The 20,591-nt window shown below is 71.3% G+C and carries 14 protein-coding genes and 1 pseudogene; 6 read left to right on the plus strand and 9 right to left on the minus strand.

The window, feature by feature from the left end; translation table 11 throughout:
- Nucleotide 1: 1 nt before the first annotated feature.
- Genes WMF43_RS48520 through WMF43_RS48545 form a run of 6 tightly spaced genes read right to left on the minus strand, consistent with a single transcriptional unit; the run spans nt 2 to nt 8,056 of the window.
- The gene (locus WMF43_RS48520) at nt 2–1,366 is read right to left on the minus strand and encodes an MATE family efflux transporter (RefSeq protein WP_437675695.1); all 1,365 of its coding nucleotides are present in this window, start codon (nt 1,364–1,366) and stop codon (nt 2–4) included.
- Nucleotides 1,367–1,383: 17 nt separating this feature from the next.
- Nucleotides 1,384–2,181: a methyltransferase gene (locus WMF43_RS48525; RefSeq protein ID WP_437675696.1), complete on the minus strand. Its 798-nt coding sequence runs from the start codon at nt 2,179–2,181 to the stop codon at nt 1,384–1,386.
- A gap of 3 nt (nt 2,182–2,184) precedes the next feature.
- Nucleotides 2,185–3,675 carry a DUF3526 domain-containing protein gene (locus WMF43_RS48530; RefSeq protein WP_437675697.1) on the minus strand — a complete coding sequence of 497 codons (1,491 nt, stop codon included), beginning with the start codon at nt 3,673–3,675 and terminating at the stop codon, nt 2,185–2,187.
- Entirely contained in the window at nt 3,672–5,105 is a 1,434-nt protein-coding gene (locus WMF43_RS48535; RefSeq protein WP_437675698.1) for a DUF3526 domain-containing protein, read from the minus strand. The genes WMF43_RS48530 and WMF43_RS48535 overlap by 4 nt, the downstream gene beginning before the upstream one ends.
- Nucleotides 5,106–5,147: 42 nt before the next feature.
- Nucleotides 5,148–7,283, minus strand: coding sequence for a TonB-dependent receptor (locus WMF43_RS48540; protein ID WP_437675699.1), 2,136 nt, complete (start codon nt 7,281–7,283; stop codon nt 5,148–5,150).
- Complete coding sequence (locus WMF43_RS48545) at nt 7,280–8,056, minus strand: ABC transporter ATP-binding protein (RefSeq protein WP_437675700.1); 777 nt, start codon at nt 8,054–8,056, stop codon at nt 7,280–7,282. Before WMF43_RS48545 ends, WMF43_RS48540 begins: the two co-directional genes overlap by 4 nt.
- 402 nt (nt 8,057–8,458) lie before the next feature.
- Between WMF43_RS48545 and WMF43_RS48550 the strand changes: the two genes are divergently transcribed.
- The 3 genes from WMF43_RS48550 (at nt 8,459) to WMF43_RS48560 (ending at nt 12,075) form a co-directional block, all read left to right on the plus strand.
- A complete protein-coding gene (locus WMF43_RS48550; RefSeq protein ID WP_437675701.1) occupies nt 8,459–9,184 on the plus strand; it encodes an SDR family oxidoreductase in 726 nt (241 codons plus the stop codon).
- A gap of 380 nt (nt 9,185–9,564) precedes the next feature.
- The gene (locus WMF43_RS48555; protein ID WP_437675702.1) at nt 9,565–10,827 is read left to right on the plus strand and encodes a glucose-1-phosphate adenylyltransferase; all 1,263 of its coding nucleotides are present in this window, start codon (nt 9,565–9,567) and stop codon (nt 10,825–10,827) included.
- A 435-nt stretch (nt 10,828–11,262) separates the two neighbouring features.
- Nucleotides 11,263–12,075, plus strand: coding sequence for a hypothetical protein (locus WMF43_RS48560; protein ID WP_437675703.1), 813 nt, complete (start codon nt 11,263–11,265; stop codon nt 12,073–12,075).
- A 54-nt stretch (nt 12,076–12,129) separates the two neighbouring features.
- Here WMF43_RS48560 and WMF43_RS48565 read toward each other — a convergent pair.
- Nucleotides 12,130–12,585, minus strand: a pseudogene (locus WMF43_RS48565) (hypothetical protein); the annotation flags it as partial.
- A 354-nt stretch (nt 12,586–12,939) separates the two neighbouring features.
- On the opposite strand from WMF43_RS48565, the gene WMF43_RS48570 reads away from it, so the two are divergent.
- Nucleotides 12,940–14,244, plus strand: a complete 1,305-nt coding sequence (locus WMF43_RS48570; protein ID WP_437675704.1) for an ABC transporter substrate-binding protein — start codon at nt 12,940–12,942, stop codon at nt 14,242–14,244.
- 153 nt (nt 14,245–14,397) lie between these two features.
- Here the strand turns inward: WMF43_RS48570 and ribB are convergent, their stop codons facing one another.
- On the minus strand, nt 14,398–15,570 hold the full coding sequence (gene ribB / locus WMF43_RS48575; RefSeq protein WP_437675705.1) for a 3,4-dihydroxy-2-butanone-4-phosphate synthase: 1,173 nt from the start codon (nt 15,568–15,570) through the stop codon (nt 14,398–14,400).
- A 231-nt stretch (nt 15,571–15,801) separates the two neighbouring features.
- Between ribB and WMF43_RS48580 the strand changes: the two genes are divergently transcribed.
- Together WMF43_RS48580 and WMF43_RS48585 are read left to right on the plus strand one after the other, a co-directional pair.
- The gene (locus WMF43_RS48580; RefSeq protein ID WP_437675706.1) at nt 15,802–16,974 is read left to right on the plus strand and encodes an ABC transporter permease; all 1,173 of its coding nucleotides are present in this window, start codon (nt 15,802–15,804) and stop codon (nt 16,972–16,974) included.
- 36 nt (nt 16,975–17,010) lie between these two features.
- Entirely contained in the window at nt 17,011–18,195 is a 1,185-nt protein-coding gene (locus tag WMF43_RS48585; RefSeq protein WP_437675707.1) for a hypothetical protein, read from the plus strand.
- A 10-nt stretch (nt 18,196–18,205) separates the two neighbouring features.
- On the opposite strand, the gene WMF43_RS48590 is transcribed toward WMF43_RS48585, so the two are convergent.
- Nucleotides 18,206–20,287, minus strand: a complete 2,082-nt coding sequence (locus WMF43_RS48590) for an aliphatic sulfonate ABC transporter substrate-binding protein (RefSeq protein ID WP_437675708.1) — start codon at nt 20,285–20,287, stop codon at nt 18,206–18,208.
- Nucleotides 20,288–20,591: the final 304 nt, after the last annotated feature.

Raw genomic sequence — 20,591 nt, forward strand, 5'->3', positions numbered from 1 at the left:
CTCAGGCGGCGACGGGCTCTCGCGCCCGCGCCGGGAACGCCAGCGGCACGAGCCTCGGCAGCGCCAGGTGGAGATAGACAGAGCGCGTCAGGCTGAACAGGAGGAAGGCCATCCAGAGGCCGTGATTGCCCCAGCGGGTCGAGAGGACGGGCCACGCGACGAAGAACACGAGGCTGGCGGTCAGCAGCGCGTTGCGGATCGGAGCGGCCCGGGTCGCGCCCGTGAAGACGTTCTCGAGGATCATGCTCCAGAAGATCGCGACCGGGAACAGGACAATCCAGACGTAGTAGCGGCCCGTCGTCTGCACGATGGACTCCAGCGGGGTGAACATCCCGAGGATCAAAGGCTGCGCGACGACACACGCGAGGCTGATGGCCAGCGCGGACAGCGAGGCAGTCCAGAACGAGAGCCGGAGCGCGTCGTGGAAGCGCCCCCGGGACCGGGCCCCGATCGCCTGGCCGGCGAGCATGCCCGCGGCGCTGCCGATCCCGCCCAGCGCGCTGGAGATGACGATCTGCATGTGCATGAGGATCGCGTTGACGGCCAGGACCTCGGGGCCGAGGAGCGCGCTCTGGCGGGTGATCCAGCCGAAGACGCCGAGCAGGCAGGTGGTGCGCACCAGCACGTCGCCGTTCACCCGCCACATCCGGGTGATCGCCTGCAGATCGGCGACGTGCCGCCGCTCGATCCGGACGCCTCGAAGGTGGCCTCTGCGCCAGATCACGAGGCAGCCGACGAGGACCTTCGTCACCTCGGCCAGCACCGTGCCCCAGGCGACGCCGCTCACCCCGAGGCCGAGCAGCGTGACGAATCCGACGGTCAGGACGAGGTTGAGCAGGTCCGTCCCGAGGGAGAGGAGCATCGCCCAGCGCACCTCGGCCATGCCGATGAGCCAGCCTGCGACCACGTAGCCCATCAGGACCGCTGGCGCCCCCCAGATGCGCGCCCCGTAGTAGGTGGCCGCGTGGGACTCGACCTCTCCGCGGGCCCCCATCAGATCGAGGGCGACGGCGCCGAGGGGGCCCTGCAGCAGCACGAAGGCGCAGCCGACCAGGGCGGCGAAGAGCAGGGGGCGGAGCAGCTGCAAGGCCGCGTCATGGCGGTCCTCCGCGCCGCGCGCCTGGGCGGCGAAGCCGCTCGTGCTGGTCCGGAAGAAGCCGAGGAGCCAGTAGAGGGTGTTGAAGATCTGGCTGCCCACGGCGACTCCCCCCATCGTGGCCGCGTCGCCGAAGTGCCCCATGACGGCGGTGTCGGTGGCGTTCATGATGGGCCCCGACAGGCCGGCGAGGGTCAGCGGAATCGCGAGCTTCCAGTACGACCCGAAGCTCAAGGGCTCCTGGTCGGGCTTCGTGTGCTGCTGGGCCATCGGTCGACTGCTCGCGCTCAGCGCGCGTCCAGGGTGAACGAGAGGAGGTGTGTCAGGATCTTGTCGTACGGCGCGGGCCAGGTCTTCCGCCTCAAGATCTCGGGCCTGAAGCCCCGGCGCAGCGCGTGCCCCACGACGCCCCGGAGGTTGCTCGCGTTGGAGAGCACCGTGATGACCCGGCCGCCCGGCGCGAGCAGCTCTCGAGAGGCGATCTCGTCGAAGAAGCGCACCATGATCGCCGAGCCCGAGAAGTTCACCCGCGCGAGGTCTGGATCGTCCGAGCGCAGCGGGTTCGCGGGCGGGTTGAAGACGATCACGTCGGCGCGCGCCCCGCGCGGGAGCGCGGAAAAGAGATCCGAGACCAGGAAGTGGTGCCGATCGGGGTCGCGCGGCCCGGTGTGCCGCTCGAAGCTCGCGAGGCTCGACGCGACGCTCGCTTCATGGATGTCCATGGCGTGGATCTCCCGGGCGCCGCGCTGCCGCGCGAGCACGGGCTCGACGCCCGCCCCGCACCCCATCACGACGACCGACGCGCCCTGCGTCTCGACGAGCCCGTCGTGGAGCGCGTCGAAGATCACCTCGCTCGTCCCGCCCGGCACGAGGACCCCGGGCGGGACCGCGAACGCGAGCCCGCGGTAGACGTAGTCTCCTCCCTGGACCTTGGTGCCCCGGTTGACCCGCTCGATCTCCGCGGCGGAGAGCATGGGCGGCAGCGAGAGAACCAGGCTGCCGAGCGGCTCGGGGAGCGCGGCTATCTCGTCCGGACTCAAGAGCAGACCGTGAACGTCCTCGATCCGCGGTGTTCGATCATCCATGGCTCACGTCTCCCGTGCTTTCTCGTCGCGGGTCAGGAGCACATAACGGTCGCTCGGCGGCTCCTGGTCGGAGGGCGGCCGGAGGGGCCTCGTGCCCGTGGAGGTCGCCTCTTCCCGCCGAGGCGCCCTGTCGATCCGGCGGACGGCGAGCGGGAGCAGGGCGCCGAGCAGGGCGAGGACGCCGAGCAGCCCCGCGAGCGCGGAGAGCTGCACGGGCTGCGCGGCGCCCTCGAAGCGGTGGCGCGGGACGGCGTCGATGTCGAACGCCGCGAGGCCTTTGTAGTTGAAGACGAGCGGATAGAAGTACTGCTTCAGCTGCTCGTGGTAGGCGGCGATGCTGTCCCTGAAGGCGAGCTCCGTGGCCATGTCCGTGCCGGCCATCCGGTCGAGCAGGAGCTGCAGGGCGAGGGGCGGCAAGGCGAGGGCGGCGCGCGCGGTCCACTGCTCCCTTCGCGCGAGCGCCGCGTGGTAGGCCTCGACCTCGCGGGCGACGTGCACGTCGCCCATCTCGTGCATGGCGTAGTACCAGGGCCAGGAGAAGTGGTCCTCGGGGACGGGGGTCGAGGCCCACTCGGGCCGCCGCGCGAAGAACGGATCGAGCACGGCGCGCTTCGGCCGGTCCCAGCCCGCGTTCTGCTCCTGCCGCTGCGCGAGCGTGAGCTCGACGCCGCCGCGCGCTGGAGCGGCCGTGAGGATCGCGAGGTTGACCAGCGCGGGCAAGAGGACACACCACGCGATCCAGGCGCCCACGAGCGCGACGGCGTTCCACGCGGACGAGCGCCGCAGCGAGGCCACGAGGAACACGAGGAGGAACCAGAGCGCGACGTACACGAGCGAGGCGAGCGCGAAGGCGCCGGCGCGCGCGTCGAGGGGGATGCCGAGCCAGGCGACGGCGAAGGCGAACAGCGCGAGCGCGACGGCGGAGACGAGCGCGGCGCGCAGCGCGAGCCGGAGCGCGAGCAGGCGCGACAGGCGCGTCGGCTGGGAGCCGACGAGCGGCTCGGTGCCGAGATCGTCGTCGCGCGAGCGGCCATCGTAGCTCACGCCGACGATGAACAGCGGGACGAGGAAGACGAGGACGAACCCGTAATCGAAGCTGCCGGCGAGCTGCTTGAGCGGGTTAGCGATGTCGGTCTGGTAGAGCTGAGGCACGAGGCCGATGAAGCGCAGGTGCCGGCTGTACGGGTGCACGTCGCGCAGCCCGGTCGACAGCGCGGTCCACGCGTTCGGCTCGTGCGCGACGGGCATCGCGAGGTAGTAGAGGACGAGGCCGAGGTCGTCGTTCGGCGCGTGGGTCTTGCGGAGGTAGCTCTCCTCCTCTTTGAGCGCCGGCTCGAGGGCCGCGATGACCTCGCGCTCCGCGGCCACGCGGGCCGCGCCGTCCACGATGGCGGCGACGCCGGCCACGAGCAGGAGCGACGCGACGACGAGGGGCACCCGCGCGCGGAGCAGCTGCCGGAGCTCCAGGCGAGCGCGGACGAGGAACGGGCTCATGACGTTTCTCCGTGGCGGCGGGTGAAGAGCGCGACGCCGAGCGAGAGCGCCGCCGCCCACGCGAGCACGGCGAGGCCCGCGGGCGCGACGCGGGACAGCGCCCAGGCGGCGGGGGGCCGCTTGGGCTTGAAGGGGGCGAACTGCGTCCATTCCGCCCGATCGACCCGCTGCGCCTTGTCGTCGTGCCAGCGGATCTTCGTGATGTGCAGCTGGTTCAGCTGCTGGATGAAGGCATAACGGTGCGCCTCCGCCTGCTGCTCGAAGTCGACGAGGTGGTGGGCGTCGGTGCCGGCGAGCCCCATCGAGAAGGACCGGATCGCGAGCAGCGGCGTGAACAGGCCCGCGCGGAGCGCGAGCCCGTCCTGGGCGCGGTGCGCGTCGAACAGGCGCGTGGTGTAGTCGTTGAACAGCGCGGTGGTGATCCGCTCCCCCTCGCGCATCACGACGCCGCCGTAGTTGACCGGGAGGTCCTCGACCCGCGACGCGCCGTGCTCGGCCAGCGTGCGGCGCTGCAGCTCCTGGAAACGGGGGTTCTGCGGATCGTGGCTGTCTCCGACCTCGCGGATCGCGCGCGCCAGGTCGAGCTCGACCTGGGCCCGCGAGGGCGTCGGGTGGAGGCGGCTCGCGGCCTGGGTGGCGAGCCGCGGCGCGACGATCCAGAGCGCGACCCACAGGCCGAGCAGCGTCAGGAGGGCGCCCTGCGCGCGGCGGTGGAAGGACGAGGCGAGCACGCCGAACGCCGTGCAGGCGGCGAGGTAAACGGCGTAGCCGCCCGCGAGGACGAAGGCGCGAGCGAGCGTGTCCACGGAGGCGTCGAGCACGCCGGCGAGCAGCGCGGCCGCGAACGCGAGCGCGAGGACCGGCGCGAGCCACAGCGCGACGGCGAGCAGCGCCCCGAGGGCCTTTCCGGCGACGAGGACGCGGGCGTCCACGCCCTGGGAGACGGCGAGGGCCCATGTCCCCGCCTCGCGCTCGCCGGCGACGCTGCCGAAGGTCATGCAGAAGATGAGCAGCGGCAGCAGCACCTGGAGGACGAAGGCGGCGCTCGGGGTCCCGAAGCGCGCGAGCTCGCTCGACTGCGCGGCCTCGCTGAAGCTCAGGGCGTTGCGCTGGTGCGGCTCGAGGAAGAGGGATGTGCCGGCGAAGGACTCGAGGCCTGGATCGAAGAAGCCGAGGGGGCTCGGCGGGCGGAAGGCGAAGGAGCCGTAGTGGGCGGCGCGGTGCGGGTGGCGGCCGGGCTGCTCGACCCACTGGCGGTGGACCAGCTCCTGGAGGGCCGCGCGCTGGCGGGCCTCTCCGGCGTGGCGCGCCGCCTCGAGCAGGAACGCCGCGGCGAGCAGCGCCGTGACGAGCGCGGCGGCGACGCGGAAGGTGCGGTTGCGGAACGCGCGGACGGCCTCGTGCCGCGCGGCTGTGAAGAGGGCTCTCATGCGCTGACTCCCCTGAGGGTCTCGTCGGACCGCGGCGGTCGCTCAGAAAGTGAGGGTGCCAGTCACGTACGCCGAGCGCGCGTCGCCCGGGTTGTGCTGCGCCCCGACAGCGCCGAAGTCCTTGTACCAGATGGACGTGTCGTACGGCTGGTCGAGCAGGTTGTTCACGTCGACGCCCACCGAGATCGCCTCGGTGACGTCGTAGGCCGCGCTCGCGTTGATGACGACGTGGTCGCCGACCTTCCGCGCGCCGTACTCCTCGGTGGAGTTGGCCTTGTTGATATAATAGCCGCCCTGCGCATAACAGAAGAGCGAGACGAGCAGCGCCTCCACGGGGTGAACGTCGATCCCGCCTTTCGCGCTGAAGCTCGGGACGTGATCGAGCTCCTTGCCCTTGTTCGCGGCGAGCGCCGGGCCCGGCTCGACCTGCTCGGAGATGGCGCGGCTGAACGCGCCCCACACGGAGAGGAGCTCGAACGGGCGCAGCGTGAGCTCGACGTCGAAGCCGCGCCGCAGCGTCCTCCCCACGTTCTCGGAGTCGCCGGAGCCGTCGCCCTTGTCCCGCACCTCGCCGCTCGCGCGCTGCTCCCAGTACGCGAGGTGGCTCGTGAGCCAGGGGAAGACGCTCGACCTGTAGCCGACCTCCCAGCCGTCGTTGATCGACGGATCGAGCGGCGTGCCCTGGACGGCGAAGGCGCCCTTGCCCGTGCCGATCTGGAACGTGCGCCCGTAGTTGGCGTACAGGCTCTGCCCCTTCACCGGCGTGACCATGACGCTCGCCTTCGGCTGCCAGATGAGGCCGTAGTCGTTGAGGTCGTGGTCGACCATCCGGGCCGCCTCGCCCTCGGGCTGCTCCAGGAAGCTGCCGGCGCCGGCCAGGCGATCGGCCCGCAGCGCGGCCATGAGCTTGATGGGCTTGATCGGGCTCGCGCTCGCCTGCACATAGGAGCCGGCCGCGTGGAGGGCGAAGTCCTCGTCGCGGAACGCGGGGCCCTGGCGCTCGCGATCGATCGTGGGGAAGCGCTGGTATCTGTCGTCCTGAAGCTGGTAGTCGACCCCCCACTCGACGGTGAGGCCGAGCGCCCGGGGATCGCGCGCCCGGTAGGTGAGCACCGAGATCGCGCCGTAGTGCTTGTCGTCCTCGACCCGCAGCTGCTGGGAGAGGTCGGGGTCGAACCTCACCCAGCGGTCCCGCAGGAACGCCTGTCCGTAAGCCTTGAGCTGCCAGGAGAGGTCGCCCGTGATCTCGTGATCCAGATGGACGCTCCCGTGGAGGGTCGCCTGCCGGCCGCCGTCGGTCGCCGCGTAGGCGGGAGAGGTGGTGGGGCGCGAGCGCGCCTCTTCACGGGACAGGTAGCCGGGGGCGTCGGCGTCGAGGAACATGCCGCGGAGGATGAGCCCGACCCTGAGCTGCCTCGACGGCTCGTAGAACCACTTGGCAGAGCCGGCGACCTTGTCGGTCCTCGCGTGATCGCGGTAGCCGTCCGACCCGCGGTAGCCGGCGAAGTAGGTCTGGCTGAGCGCGCCGCCCTCGGTCGCGACGAGCACCTGGGGCTCGACCGTCCAGAAGCTGCCGGCGAGGAGCCGGGCGACGCGCTCGTTCCCGCTTTTGCGCGTGACGACGTTGATGTTGCCGGCGACGTTGTTGAGCCCGTAGCGCGGGTCGTTCGTGCCCTTGACGACCTCCATCCGCTCCATCTCGAGCGGGAAGACGGCCTTCATGTCGGGGAGGCCGACGTGGTGGTTGCTCGGGATACCGTCGATGAGGAGCTTCGTGTGGGCGACGTCGCCCTGCGTGTTGAAGCCGCGGAGCCCGATATCGGCGCCGATGATGCCCTGGTTGTAGGACTCGACGTAGACGGCCGGCACGCGCCGGAGCAGCTCGAGCGGCTCGGCCGTGCTCTGACTCTGGATCTGCTCGCCGCCGAGGATGTCGACGGAGGTCAGGACATCGGCGCTGTCGAGCGGGCCCACCCGGTGGCCGATGACGACGACCTCCTCGCCGAGCGTGAGGGAGGCGTCGAGCGACGCGGCCTCGGGGGCGCTCGCGGGGGGCGCGGCGTCGGGGGGCGCGGCGTCGGGGGGCGCGGCGTCGGGGGGCGCGGCGTCGGCGGCGCGGGCCGAGAGGAGCGCGACGAGCGCGGTCGCGAGGCCGGAGGTGCGCGCGCGCGGGCTCATGAGCGGGCCTCCGGCGAGGCGGCGGCGGCCGCGCCGCGGCGCGAGGGGAGGGGGGGCGCCGCGTCGCCGGGAGGGTCGAAGTGCGCGCGGTACAGCGCGAGCACGTCGGCCTCGGACAGGCCGGCTGCGCTCGCGACCTCGACGAGCCGGCCCGCCTTCATGACGCCGATCCGGTGCGCGATGCTCGCGACCGCGCCGAGGTCGTGCGTCACGATCAGCACGGCGGCGCCGCGGTCGCCCTCGCGCCGGATCGCGGCGCAGAGCTCGCGCACGGCGCCCGGATCGAGGCCCGAGGTCGGCTCGTCGAGGAGCAGGGCGCACGCGTTCTTCGCCTGCGACAGGGCGAGGACGACCTTCTGCCGCATGCCCTTCGAGTAGCCGCTCGCCGGCCGGTGCACCGCGGCCTCGGGCAGCCCGGCCGCCGTGAGCAGCGCCGAGAGCGCCGCGGCCGAGGGGACGCGCGGCTGCGAGAGGCTCAGGAAATACGCGAGGTTCTCGCAGCCGGAGAGGTGGGGATAGAGCCGCACCTGCTCCGGGACGTAGGCGATCCGCTGGCGCGCCCGGATCGGATCGGGCTCGACGTGCGCGGAGGCCACGTAGGCCGCGCCGGAGGAGGGCCTGATGAAGCCGAGGAAGAGGTTCAGGGTGGTGGTCTTGCCCGCCCCGTTCGGGCCGAGGAGGCAGAACACCTCACCCGCCGGGACATCGAGATCGAGCGCGTCGAGCGCGGGCACGCCGCCGTAGGACTTCGAGAGATTCTTCGCAGTAAGCATGACGGGATCGCCGGGGGTCGCCGGCGGCGCAACGTATGCGACCGTAGAAACTGGAAGTCAATTGCAAATGTGATGCATTAACATTCCGGTCGCAGGAGTGCCTCCAGGCCGCCGCGGCGCCGGCCGCGGGGGCGCCGGCCGCGGGAGCGCCGGCCGCCGGGGCGCCGGCCGCTCGCCGTCCGCCGGGGCGCCGTCCGCCGGGGCGCCGGCCGCTCGGCGCGCGACACGCGCGATCGCCCGGGGCGATCCGGGTGGCGCAGGCGGCCGCGCCGAGGCGCGGCGCATCGTCCGCGATCCGCCCCGGCTCCGCGCTGGCGAGCCGCGCCCGTGATACGGTGCCCGCCGCCGGCCGGGGGGTGGCGACGACGTCTGTCCTCTGCGCGCGGCAGAGGAGGAAGGACCGTGCGGCTGAAGGACAAGATTGCGCTCATCACCGGGGCAAGCAGGGGAATCGGGAGGGCGTGCGCGCTCGCGTTGAGCCGCGAGGGGGCCGTCGTGATCGGCGCGGCGCGCACCGCGGCGGACCTCTCGTCGCTCGAGCGGGAGCTCCGCGCGGCGGGCGGCCGCGGGCTGATGATCGAGGTCGACGTCACCCGCGCCGCCTCGGTCGCCGCGTGCGTGGAGCGGGCGATCCGCGAGCTCGGCCGGATCGACATCCTCGTGAACAACGCGGGCGTCGGCGGCTACCGGCCCTTCCTCGAGTGGTCGGAGGACGACTACGACCGCATCATGGCGACGAACATGAAGGGGACCTGGCTGTTCTGCCGCGAGGTCATCCCCCACCTGCGCCGCCAGGGCGGCGGCCACATCATCAACGTCGCCAGCGTCGCCGGCCTCCAGGGGTATGCGGGCGAGGCCATCTACTGTGCGTCCAAGTTCGCGCAGGTCGGCCTGACGCAGGCGCTCGACCGCGAGTTCTGGCAGGAGAACATCAAGGTGAGCGCCGTCTGCCCGGGCGGCGTCGAGACGCACTTCGCGCTCGGCGACGGGCGCACCGCCGGCTCGGAGCGCATGCAGGGCTTCTCCACGGCGGAGGACGTGGCCGAGGCCGTCGTGCTCGCCGCGCTGCCGCGGGAGCGCTCGCGCATCGTGCAGATCGTGATGCGCCCGATGAACGAGGCCACCTAGCGGCCGCGGCGCGAGGCGCGGACCGTGCCACCGCGTCGTGACGTGCGTGTAACCGCCGTGCGAAGATGCCTTATCCAGTTAAGGCAAATCCTGGGTCGAGGAGAGCCGCGCTCTCGGGCAAGCTCGACGGGCCGGGGGCGGTCGCGCGCCCGTCGCGCCGCGCGATCGCGCGAGGTCCTCCCCGCGCCGGCGCGCTCCCCGACCGCGCGCCGCGTCGCCGCGCGGCCGGGGAGCGCGCCGTTGCGGGGGCGCGCGGCGGCGGCGTCCGCGCGGCGCCGCGAATCCTGTTGCCTTTGCCTCGACCGATCGGGATGATCGGCTACCCTAGTCGCCGCCCATCGCTCCGGGCGTCGAGCTGTCCCTCATCTCGCGGAGGTCGTGTGAAGCACAACGATGTGGTGGTCTTGATCCTCGGCGGAGGCGTTGGAAGCCGCCTTTACCCGTTGACCAAGCTGCGCTCCAAGCCGGCGGTCCCGACCGGCGGCAAGTACCGTCTGGTCGACATCCCGATCAGCAACTGCCTCAACTCGGGTTTCAACCGCATCCACATCCTCACGCAGTTCAACTCGGTCTCGCTCCACAACCACATCACGCAGACGTACCGCTTCGACGTCTTCTCCGCGGGCGCGGTGCAGATCCTCGCGGCCGAGCAGACGCCGACCCACAGCGACTGGTACCAGGGCACGGCCGACGCCGTCCGCAAGCAGCTGGTCGAGGTCAAGTCGCCGAACCCGCGCGACGTCATGATCCTCTCGGGCGACCACCTCTACCGCATGGATTACGAGCCTTTCCTCGAGCGCCACCGGGAGGCCCGGGCCGACGTCACGCTCGCCGTGCGCCCCGTCCCGACCGCCGAGGTGTCCCGCCTCGGCATCGTGGCCACCGACGATGACGGGCGGGTGGTGAAGTTCGTCGAGAAGCCGAAGGACATGAAGCTGCTCGAGAACGTGCGGCAGACGTCCGACCCGAAGAACCCGTGGCTCGCCTCGATGGGCGTCTACATCTTCAGCGCGAAGGCGCTCTACGAGATGCTCGAGCGCGACAACGCCTCCGACTTCGGCACGCACATCCTGCCTCGGGCGCTCGACACCCACCGGATGGTGACGTACACGTTCGACGATTACTGGGAGGACATCGGCACGATCCGGAGCTACTACGAGGCGAGCCTCGCGCTCACCGACCCCGATCCGCCGTTCTCGTTCTACGACCCGCAGCGGCCCATCTACACGCGCCCGCAGTTCTTCCCGCCGGCGCACGTGTCGGCAGGCTCGCGGCTCGACCAGGTGATCCTCGCCGAGGGGAGCCGGATCATCGACTCGAAGATCACCCGGTCGGTCGTGGGGCAGCTCTCGTCGATCGGGCCGGGCGTCACGATGTCGAACACGGTCATGATGGGCGCCGATTACGAGTTCCTGTTCCAGGCCCAGTCGCCCGAGAGCTCGAGAGGCTTGCCTGCGATCGGGATCGGCCGGGGCTGCACGATCGACGGCGCGATCATCGACAAGAATGCCCGCATCGGCGAAGGGGTGGTGATCCGCAACATCCCTGATCGGCCGGACACGGACGCCGAGTACTACGCGGCCCGGGAGGGCGTCGTTGTCGTCCCGAAGAACGCGATCGTCCCTCCCGGGACGATCATCTGATCCGCGGGCGCGGGGCGCGTCTCGCAGCGATCCAGACAAGCGCAGACCCTGCACCCGGACAAGACCCCGGCCTACCCGACTAGGACATTCCCCACAGCCGCACCATCCTGTGAATCAGCGCGCAGGGGAATGCCCCTTGACGCAAAGGCGCTGACGTGGCAGGCATTCGTGGGATGCTCTGGAAGAGCAACGGCTGGCCTCTCGAGGAGAAGATATGCCGCCTGGCGACGTGCGACCGCTCGTGTCGCCGGTCGCGGCAGCGTGCCTTATAAGCATGCCTCCCGGGTTCAACTCCCGGCGAGCGGACTGCCGGCCAGAGTTCCTTCGGTGAGCTGGTCCGCGCGCGGTATCGTGCGAACTTGCGATCCGGCCACCCCCCTCGAGCAGCAGCAGGCGGACGCCGAGCGACGGCATACGGCCGAAGCGGATCGTAGAATGGAGCCCGCGAGACCGATGCTGCCCCTCAAGCAACACCCCACCCGGTTGCATGTCCAGGCCGGCAAGGCCCCGGCGAACGCCGCCAACTTCGCGGTGGGCAAGAGCGCCTACGTCATCGACGTCGACGACTACGCGCTGTACCGCTCGATGCTGTACGCGCTGGGCGCCAAGAGCGTCGCCAACAAGATGATGGCGCACGTCGACCTGATCGTTCACGGCGGCGCCGAGGCGCCGCCGAAGGCGCGTGCCAAGTACCCGTCCGGCGAGTTCGTGCGCGCGGACGCGGTGCTGCCGCTGTTCCACCAGGAGGTGCCCTCGTTCGCCGAGTACGTGCGGTCGCTGCAGCGCCACGGCTTCACGGTGCGCAACCCGAGCGACGAGGGCGGCGCCACGCTCGACTTCTTCGAGATGCCGCTCTGCGACGGGTCGCTCCACGCGACGCTGCTGCAGTACCTCCGTGACTCGCCGTTCATCCGCAAGTTCGCCGGCAAACAGCACTTCCCGATCGACGAGCGAGAAGACGCCTACGTCCCGTTCGAGGTCCCGGGCAGCGGGGTCACCTGGTACTACGCGTGGGTCCGCGACGCGTGGAGCCGCGTCAGCGCGCAGCGCGGCGAGGGCGACTATCCGCTCGAGATCAAGGGCGAACAGCTGATGCGCGTCGAGCCGGTGTTCTGGACGCAGAGCACGGGGATGTACTTCTATGAGTACCCCCACGTCGACAGCATCAGCGGGCTCTTCATCCAGGCGGGCGTCGACGCGCTCACGGGGCAGGTCAATGGCGCGGCCATCTCGCGCGTGTGGACCTAACGTCGCCCGGTGGTCGGGCGCGACGCGCCCGACGCTTCCGAAGGCCGTGGGCGCTCAGGAGCGGTTCGTCGCGAGCAGCTCCCTGGCGTCGCTGACGACCGCGGCGCGGCGGATCCAGCGGTCCAGCTCGGCCAGGTCGGTGCTCGCGAGCACGCGCTCCCGGACCTCGGCAGGGACCTCCAGCCCGCGGGCATCGAGGACGGCGAGCACGTCGTGCGCCTTCGCTTCGAGGAGCCCCTGCTCCCGGCCCTTCTCCACGCCCTTGGCCACGTAGCTGCGCGCGAATTCACTCTGAAACTCGTATCCGCTCTTCATCATCGCCTCCAACGTCCGCCTCGCCGCTGCGTTCAGCGAGGATAGCACCAGGTCCCCGTACACGGCGCGCCGCTCCTCATCGAGCCCGGCGGCCGCCGCCAGGAACGCCACGCCGATCGCCTCTCCCGCCTCGCCTTGCCCGTGCGCCATGGCCGAGAGCACGACCACCTCGGGCGCCGCCCTCGCCTGCTGAGCGCTCCCTCGCCCCCGAGGGAGGGCCTGCCCATCAACGTCCTTGCCTTGGGGACGGCGCCTGGCGTGTGCTCGGGGAGGGCTCCACCTCTCTCGTGCTCACCTCTTGGCATCGGAGCCGCGACTCACGTACAAAGATCGCTGTCTCCTTACCTTTGATTGCACTTCAAACCGGCTTGAACCTGGCTCAAGACCACGAGGTTTCTTGCCTTGACAGACCGCCCCTCCATGTGATGGCGTGTTATGTAATTGACTATGTCCACGAGAATGCCTGCCGCCCTGCAAAGCTCCCATCGCCCCCGCACGTGGTTCGCTCGTCGCAGACGGCGCACGCGCGAGTTGCAGGCCGGGCTGCTCGTGGGGCTCGCGTCCCTGTCCTCGGCGTCATGCTCGCCGACAGCGACCGACCACCCCGATGAGCCGACAGCGCCCGAATACCCCGAGGATGCGGTCCTCCTGGGTAGCCTCCTGCCCCTCTCCGGCAGCGAGTCGGCCATCGGCCTCAACCTCGCTCGAGCGATGTCGCTCGCGGTCGAGGACGTGAACGCCGCGGGCGGGATCGACGGGAGGCCGCTCTATATCGTGAGCCGAGACAGCCACTCGGACTCCGAGCGTGGGCTCGAACAGCTGCTCGATCTGCTGTACAACGATCAGGTCGCCTACCTGGTAGGACCCGAGGAGAACGAGCTCGCCCGCACGATCGCGCCCGACGTGGAGGCGCTCGACGTGCTCCACATGATGCCGGGTTATGCCGCGCCCGACATCCCGCGCAGCGAGGCGAGCACGAACTGGATGCGGCTCGCCCCCTCCCCGTTCGCCGTCGGCTGCGCGCTGGCGAAGATCGCCGTCCGCGACGAGATCGAGACCGTGAACAGCCTCGCGGAGCGGAACGACTACGACACCAGCGTCAGCAGCAATTTCATGACCACCTTCGCGGCGCTCGGGGGCAGGATCGTCCCGTCGGTGACGTTCACGTCGGGCGAACAGACGTACACGAACCAGATCGAGTCCGCCTTTGCGTCACACGCCGGCCGCACGCTCTTGACGGCCTCTCCCGCCAACGCCGCGACCATCGTGACCGAATGGACCGCCGCCGGACGTCCGGGCACCTGGTTTCTCAGTCCTGCGTTGCGCGCCGACGTGCTCTTGGCCAGTATCCCCGCGGGCTCCCTCGACGGATACCGCGGGGTCTCGCCTTCGCTCAGCCTGCGGAGCGAGTGCCAGCCCGTGGACGAAGCCCAGGAGACGGTCGACTGCACGACCGGCAACGCCGCCGCCTTCGTCGAGCAGTTCTCCCGCCGGTCGAACGGCGAGGCACCTGTGCCCGCAGCACACTTCTACTACGACGGCGTCATCCTCATCGCGATGGGTCTCGTGTACGCCCAGGCGACGAGCGGGACGATCCCTGCATCTGGACATGAGCTGCAAGCGATCCTCCGCGAGCTGAGCAGCCCTGACCATGAAGCGGCCTCGTGGCGGGACCTGACGACGGCGATGACCAAGCTCCGCGCGGGGATCCCTCTCCGGTACGTCGGGGCCGCCGCCGAGTACGAGTTCGACAGTGACGGGGCGAGCAAGCACCCCTTCATGCAGGAGTGGACGATCGACGGTGACGCCTTCGTCGATCTCGCCACCGTCCCCGTGACGTGCCCCGCCTTGTGACGAGCTCGCAGCACGATCGAGCCTGACGCGGCGGAATCATGAGACGGGGCGAGCTCGCCTCGGGATCGGGCGCGGCCATGCGCCGCTGGCCGGCCCCCGCCGGCTCACGACGGTTCTGCGCCGGACCGCTGACCGCCCCTCGAACGTCCGCTCCTACCCCGCCGGCTCGGCCGCCATCTCCGGCCCGACGCGCGCCGCCCGCGCCGCCCCCTCGATCGCGCGCCCGCGCGCCGCCGCCGCCGTCCCGGCCGACGCCGGCGCCGCCGCCGCCGGCGGATCCCCCGTCGCGAGGTCGATCTCCCTCCTCGCCCCCGCCGGCCACGGCGCCCTCGAGTCGAGCAGCGTGATCCGCCGGTACCCCATCGCCTCCAGCTCGCGCGCCGCGACGGCGATCTCGAACCCCATCCCGCCCTCCGCGCCGGCCTCGCCCTGCTCCGCCGCCGCGGGCACGTACACCACCGCGCCGGCTCCGGCAGACTCGATGTCTCGCAGGGCGTCGAACAGGTCGCCGTCGCCCAGCAGATCCGACACGAGCGCCGCCCGGTGGGTGTACACGATCCCCGCGCGCTCCTCCCCGACCCCCGGCGCGCCGTGTGTCAGCAGGAGCAGCTGCCTCGCGCCCCGCAGCCGGTACGTGTGCGCCTTCCACTCGCCGCTCAGCCCTGCGGGCCGGAACGGCGCCGTCCGGGCGCGCGTCGCCACGTCCTCGCGCACCACCCGGTGGCGGATGACGTCGCCGATGCCGACGATCGGCAGCCCGTGGCGCGCCCCGAAGCGGGCCAGGTCCTTGCGGCGTGCCATCGTGCCGTCATCATTCATGATTTCGCAGATCACGGCCGCCGGCACCCCCCCGGCGAGCCGCGCGAGGTCGACCGCGCCCTCGGTGTGCCCCTCGCGCTCGAGCACTCCATCCCGCCGCGCCCGCAGCGGGAACACGTGCCCCGGTGACACGATGTCGCGCGGCGACGCCCCCCGCGCGATCGCGGCGGCGATCGTCCGCGCCCGGTCGCGGGCGCTGATGCCGGTGGTGACCCCCTCGCGCGCCTCGATGCTCACCGTGAACGCCGTCGTCCGCCGGGCGCCTGCCCGGGTGGCCATGAGCGGCAGCCCGAGCCGGTCCACCTGCTCTTCCGTGAGCGCGAGGCAGATCAGCCCGCGCCCGTGGGTGGCCATGAAGTTGATGGCCTCGGGCGTCGCGCGCTCCGCGAGCACCACGAGATCACCCTCGTCCTCGCGCGCCTCGTCGTCGACGAGGATCACCATGCCCCCGGACCGGAGCTGCTCGAGGGCCGCCTGCATGCGCGCTGTGGACGATGAAACTGCCATGGCGCGGTCCGCTGAGCACAGCCCGTGCCACCGCCGCCGCCACGACGGCCGCCGGTGGCGCTGGTGCCACGTTTTTGCGGGCGTCTGCTCCCAGGGCAGCACCCGGTGCTCCTCGAGTGCTGCTGGCGCAGCGGTTCCCACGAGGCCGGCGGAGCGCGGGCGGTCGGGACCACCTCCGGTCAGGAGCGCAGCGCCTGTCGCGCAGAACACATCATCCTCTACACTCCGCGCATGTACAGGAAGACCGCCATGCCCGCCTCGCTGCTCGCGCTCGCGGCGATGGGCGCCGGCTGCAATCTCATCTTCGGCATCGAGCCTGGCGCGCAGGAGACCTCGTCGACGGCGAGCACCGGGGCCGAGGGGGGTCTCTCGGCGACGTCATCCGCCGGGGGCAACGGCGCCGCGAGCGGGGGCGGGGGCGCCGGCGGCGCGGACGGGGGCATGGGCTCGTGTCCCAGGCCGAGCTGCGTGGCCGGCGAGTGTTCCGTGACGCCGGTGATCGGGGAGTTCGGGCACAACGCCAAGGGCATGGTCGTCGCCGGGGACTTCGTGCTCCTGGCCAACAGCGACACCATCGTCTCCATCCCGCGGGACGGCGGGGCCGCGGGCCCGCTGCTCGGCACGGCCGGGTTCGGCGATCCGGCGTGGGTCGCCTACGCGGAGGGGAAGCTCTACTGGTCCAACTGGAGCAACGCGAAGGTGTTCTCGATCTCCATCGATCCGCCGAGCACGAGCGCGATCCAGGTGGCCGACGTTCCCCCGCAGGATCCCATGCCGCAGTCCGCCTTCGGCCGGCTCGCCGCGGATCGCGACCACATCTACTGGGCGACCCAGGTGCCCGAGGCCCTCTGGCGGGCCAAGAGCGACGGCAGCGAGATCTACGGCGAGAAGGTCGCCGAGGGCAGTCCCATCGGCATCGCCGTCGACGAGACGCACATCTACTGGTCGGATTACGATGGCAGGCAGATCCTGCGCACGACGAAGGACCCGCTCGGGAGCCCCGAGAGGTTCGCGGAGACGAACGGGGCTCCGGCCACGCTCGTCCTCTCGAAAGGCGTCGTGTACTGGCTGACCGAGTATACCGGCGCGATCCAGTCGAAGCGGACGGACGCGCAACTCGCGGCCCCTCCCTTCACGATCACGGTCGACCCTGACGCCGTTCCCGCGTCGATCGCGGTGGACGACGAGTTCGTCTACTGGACCGTCGCCACCAACACCAACGAGGACCAGCGGGGTGAGGTGAAGAGGTCTCCCCTGGGCGTGGGCAACCCGGTCACCCTCGCGACCGGAGCCTCGTACTTCTTCGAGATCGCCGTCGATTGCGGCTACATCTACTGGAACATCAACGACTTGAACAACGAAGAGCCGACTGCGGTGTTCCGGATGCCGAAGCCCTCGAACTGACCTCCGCGGCGTCGCCGCTCGGTGTATCGTCGGTGGATGCAGTACCGCGACGAACGAGACGCGCTGCGCGGGCGTGTCGAAGGCCTCGAAGAGCAGCTCGCGGCGGCCAAGAAGGAGCTCGACGAGCGCCGGGACGACGACCGGGCGGCGCGCGTCGAGCAGATCGAGCGCCAGATGGCGGAGGCCCGGCGCGTGCTCGACCAGCTCGGCCGGGAGCTCGACGCCGTGCGCGGCCGCCCGAAGCGTTCCCTGGCCGTGCCGCTCCTGGTGGCCGCGGGCGTCCTGGCGGGCGCCGCGATCGCGGCGATGCTGCTCGGCCGCAGCGCGTCCCAGGCGACGTACGTGCCTCCGCCGCCGATGGCCCCCACGGTGGCCCCGACGCCGTCTCCGACCCCGCAGCCCCCGCCCGAGCCGGAGCCGCCGTCGCCGGCCTCGCCGCCCCCCGAGGTCCCGATGCGGACGGCGAGCGCGACCTGGAAGGCGACCGTCACCCGCGCCACGGGCCTCCCCCTCGCGCCCGGCGCCGCGTGCACGGTCGAGGCGAAGCTCGCGAGCCCGGGCCACCACGTCGACGTGTCCGAGCTCCAGGTCCTCTGCGGCGGCAAGCCGATCTACCACTCGACAGATCCGCTGAACGGCATGTCGATGTTCCGCAGCAGCGTCGAGGAGGACTCCGGCTCGTCCCCCGGCACCTATCTCTATGCGATCTCGTACGAGGACAAGGGCGATCGCGCCGGCTCGAGGGCCGAGATCTCGCTCGACAGCATCCGTAAGGTGGGCGCGGTCTGGAGCGACTCCGCGCCCGCGTACCGCGTCGAGCTGAAGCTGCCTTACCAGAGCGCGCCCGTGCGGGGCGAGCCGCTCCTCGACGCCACCTCCAGGTCGCTGCGCCGGTCCGCGCGTGTCACGGGGGCCACCGGCCCGAGCCCGGTGAAGGCCGGTGCGCGGTGCATGTTGCGCGCCTCTCCGCTCGCGCGCGCCGGCAAGTGCCTCACGCGCCTCGAGTGCGGAGGCCGCATGATTTACGGCGAGGGCACGACGGGCGTCTCCGAGTGCACGGTGGAGTCCGATCAGGTCGTCCGTGTCCACGACGGGAACACCACCCCGAACGGCGGCGACCCGGCGTTCGCTCTCGATCTCGCGACGGGGAAGGTGAGCGTGCGGGATGAAACGAAGTCCGGCGCGTGGACGATCTCCGTGCAGCTCGATCCGACCGGCTGACCCGCTTCCCTCACGCGCTCTTCGCGCACCTCTCCGGCGGCGACCACTGCGCCTCCGCGACCCGGATCGCCCTCGGGATCAACCTCAGCTTCAAGAACGTGTCCGCCACTTGCTGCTGCGACGCCACGAGCTCCGCGTCGAGCGCCTTCATCCCGAACTTCCTCCGCTGGAGCGCCGCGCAGATCGCCGGCTTCGACATCCCTTGGTGCGACGCGAGCAGCTCCGCCGCCTCCGCCATGTTCTCGTTCGCCCAGTGCCCCACCGCCTTGACCTCCGACAGGAAGATCTGCACGAGCTCCGGGTTCTCATCCGCGAACCCGCGCGCCCCGATGTAATACGCCGTGTTCGTCGCGAGCCCCTTCCCGTCGCGCAGCACGCGCGCCCCCGTGGCGTCCTTCACCGACGACAGCACCGGATTCCAGATCGCCCACGCGTCGACCTCGCGGCTCTCGAACGCGGCCCGGGCGCCCGACGGCGGGATGAACGAGAGGTTCACGTCCTCGTACCGGAGGTTCACCTCCTCGAGCGCGCGCATGAGCAGGTAATCGACGTTGGAGCCCCGGTTCAGCGCGACCGTCTTTCCCTTCAGGTCGGCCACGCTCCGGATCGGCGAGTCCTTGTGGACGATGATCGCCTCGCCCTCGGGCGCCGGCGGCTCCGCCGCGAGGTACACGATCGGCGCGTGCGCCGAGAGCGCGAGGACGGGGGGCCCTTCGCCCACCAGCCCGAGATCCACCTCCGACGCCCGGAGCGCCTCGACGAGCTGCGTCCCGCCGGCGAACTCGCGCCACGCGACCTTCACGCCGCGCTCCGCCATCGCGCGATCGAGCGCCCCTGTCAGCTTCACCAGCATCATGAGCAGCCCGAACTTCGAGCACCCGATCCTCACCGTCCGCACCGCCGGCCGGGCGCCTCCCCCCCGGCCCTCCTCGACGTCGTCCTCTCCCTCCGCGCCTTCGACGTGGCATGGCCCGCTCGAGATCGGCCCCGACTCGGGTGGCTCCGCCCCGCCCGCGCCCCTCGCGCGCGGCGAGCCCGCGAGCTCCCTGAACTGGATGAGCCGCGCCCGCACGATGTTCCTGCTGATGCCGAGCAGCCTCGCGGTCTGCAGCTGGTTCCGGTTGCAATACCGGTACGCCGTCCGCATGAGGACCTCCTCGATGTGCTCGTGCAGGTTTGGCAGGTTCTGCTCGAACAGCGCGAGCAGCGCGCCCTCCAGCCGCGCGATCGGCGGCTCGGCGCTCGCCCGCCCGCTCGGGGGCGGCATCGACCCCGCCTTCGGCTGGAGCGCCGTCAGGCGCAGATCCGCCGGCGCGATCCGGTGCCCCTTGCACACCAGGAACGCGTGGTGGATGGCGTTCTCGAGCTCGCGGATGTTCCCGGGCCACGGGTGCTCGAGCAGCCGCTCCGTCGCCTCCCGGGTGATCTCGGGCGCGGCGACCCCGACGCGCCCCGCGTGGATGGAGAGGAAGTACCGCGCGAGCGGGAGGATATCGCCCGGCCTCTCCCGCAGCGGCAGGAGCGACACCGTCGCGACGTTGAGCCGGTAGAAGAGGTCCTCGCGGAAGCGCCGCGCGGCCACGGCCTCCTCCAGGTCGACGTTCGTCGCCGCGATGAGCCGCACGTCGATGGGGATCGGCTGGCGCGAGCCGAGCCGCACCACCTCCCGCTCCTGCAGCACCCGGAGCAGCTTCACCTGGAGCTGCAGCGGCAGGTCGCCGACCTCGTCGAGGAACAACGTCCCGCCGTCCGCCGACTCGAACCACCCCGCCTTCGCCGTCGTGGCGCCGGTGAAGGCCCCCTTCTCGTGGCCGAAGAGCTCGCTCTCCACCAGCGACTCCGACCACGCGCCGCAGTTCACCGCCACGAACGGCCGCCGCGCGCGGTGGCTCATCTCGTGGATGTGGCGCGCCACGATCTCCTTGCCCGTCCCGGTCTCGCCGGTGACGAGCAGCGTGGCGTCGCTCGGCGCCAGCTGCCGGATGCGCTCGAGCAGCACGCGCGAGCGCTCGTCCTCGAAGACCACGGCCTTGGCGCGCGCCGTCATGGCCAGCGCGCCTGGGTTCGGAAGCGTGAGCAACGGACTTGTCATGGCGATGCGCCAGCTTAGCAGATGCTCATCCTATATAACGGATGAATCTGATCCTTGACGCGATGCGACGCGGTCAGGCTGGGGCGATGTGTTCTGGTGTAGGTGTAAGTAAGGAAGCGTCGGCGATGCGAGGCCGGGATCAGGCGATCGCCGTGAGGAAGGCGGCCGGCGGCGGGGAGCACCAGGGGGAATCGCCGGAGGAAGGTGGCCGGCGGCGGGGAGCACCAGGAGGATCGCCGGAGGAAGGTGGCCGGCGGCGGGGAGCACCAGGAGGATCGCCGGAGGAAGGCGGCCGGCGGCGGGG

Origin of the sequence: Sorangium sp. So ce131, assembly GCF_051519095.1 — a bacterium.
Classification (GTDB): Bacteria; Myxococcota_A; Polyangia; order Polyangiales; family Polyangiaceae; genus Sorangium.

Bases quoted from the DNA above. Each gene is read 5' to 3' on its own strand.
- WMF43_RS48520 (WP_437675695.1), bottom strand. From the start codon at position 1,366: ATGGCCCAGCAGCACACGAAGCCCGACCAGGAGCCCTTGAGCTTCGGG.
- WMF43_RS48525 (WP_437675696.1), bottom strand. From the start codon at position 2,181: ATGGATGATCGAACACCGCGGATCGAGGACGTTCACGGTCTGCTCTTG.
- WMF43_RS48530 (WP_437675697.1), bottom strand. From the start codon at position 3,675: ATGAGCCCGTTCCTCGTCCGCGCTCGCCTGGAGCTCCGGCAGCTGCTC.
- WMF43_RS48535 (WP_437675698.1), bottom strand. From the start codon at position 5,105: ATGAGAGCCCTCTTCACAGCCGCGCGGCACGAGGCCGTCCGCGCGTTC.
- WMF43_RS48540 (WP_437675699.1), bottom strand. From the start codon at position 7,283: ATGAGCCCGCGCGCGCGCACCTCCGGCCTCGCGACCGCGCTCGTCGCG.
- WMF43_RS48545 (WP_437675700.1), bottom strand. From the start codon at position 8,056: ATGCTTACTGCGAAGAATCTCTCGAAGTCCTACGGCGGCGTGCCCGCG.
- WMF43_RS48560 (WP_437675703.1), top strand. From the start codon at position 11,263: ATGGAGCCCGCGAGACCGATGCTGCCCCTCAAGCAACACCCCACCCGG.
- ribB (WP_437675705.1), bottom strand. From the start codon at position 15,570: ATGGCAGTTTCATCGTCCACAGCGCGCATGCAGGCGGCCCTCGAGCAG.
- WMF43_RS48580 (WP_437675706.1), top strand. From the start codon at position 15,802: ATGTACAGGAAGACCGCCATGCCCGCCTCGCTGCTCGCGCTCGCGGCG.
- WMF43_RS48585 (WP_437675707.1), top strand. From the start codon at position 17,011: ATGCAGTACCGCGACGAACGAGACGCGCTGCGCGGGCGTGTCGAAGGC.
- WMF43_RS48590 (WP_437675708.1), bottom strand. From the start codon at position 20,287: ATGACAAGTCCGTTGCTCACGCTTCCGAACCCAGGCGCGCTGGCCATG.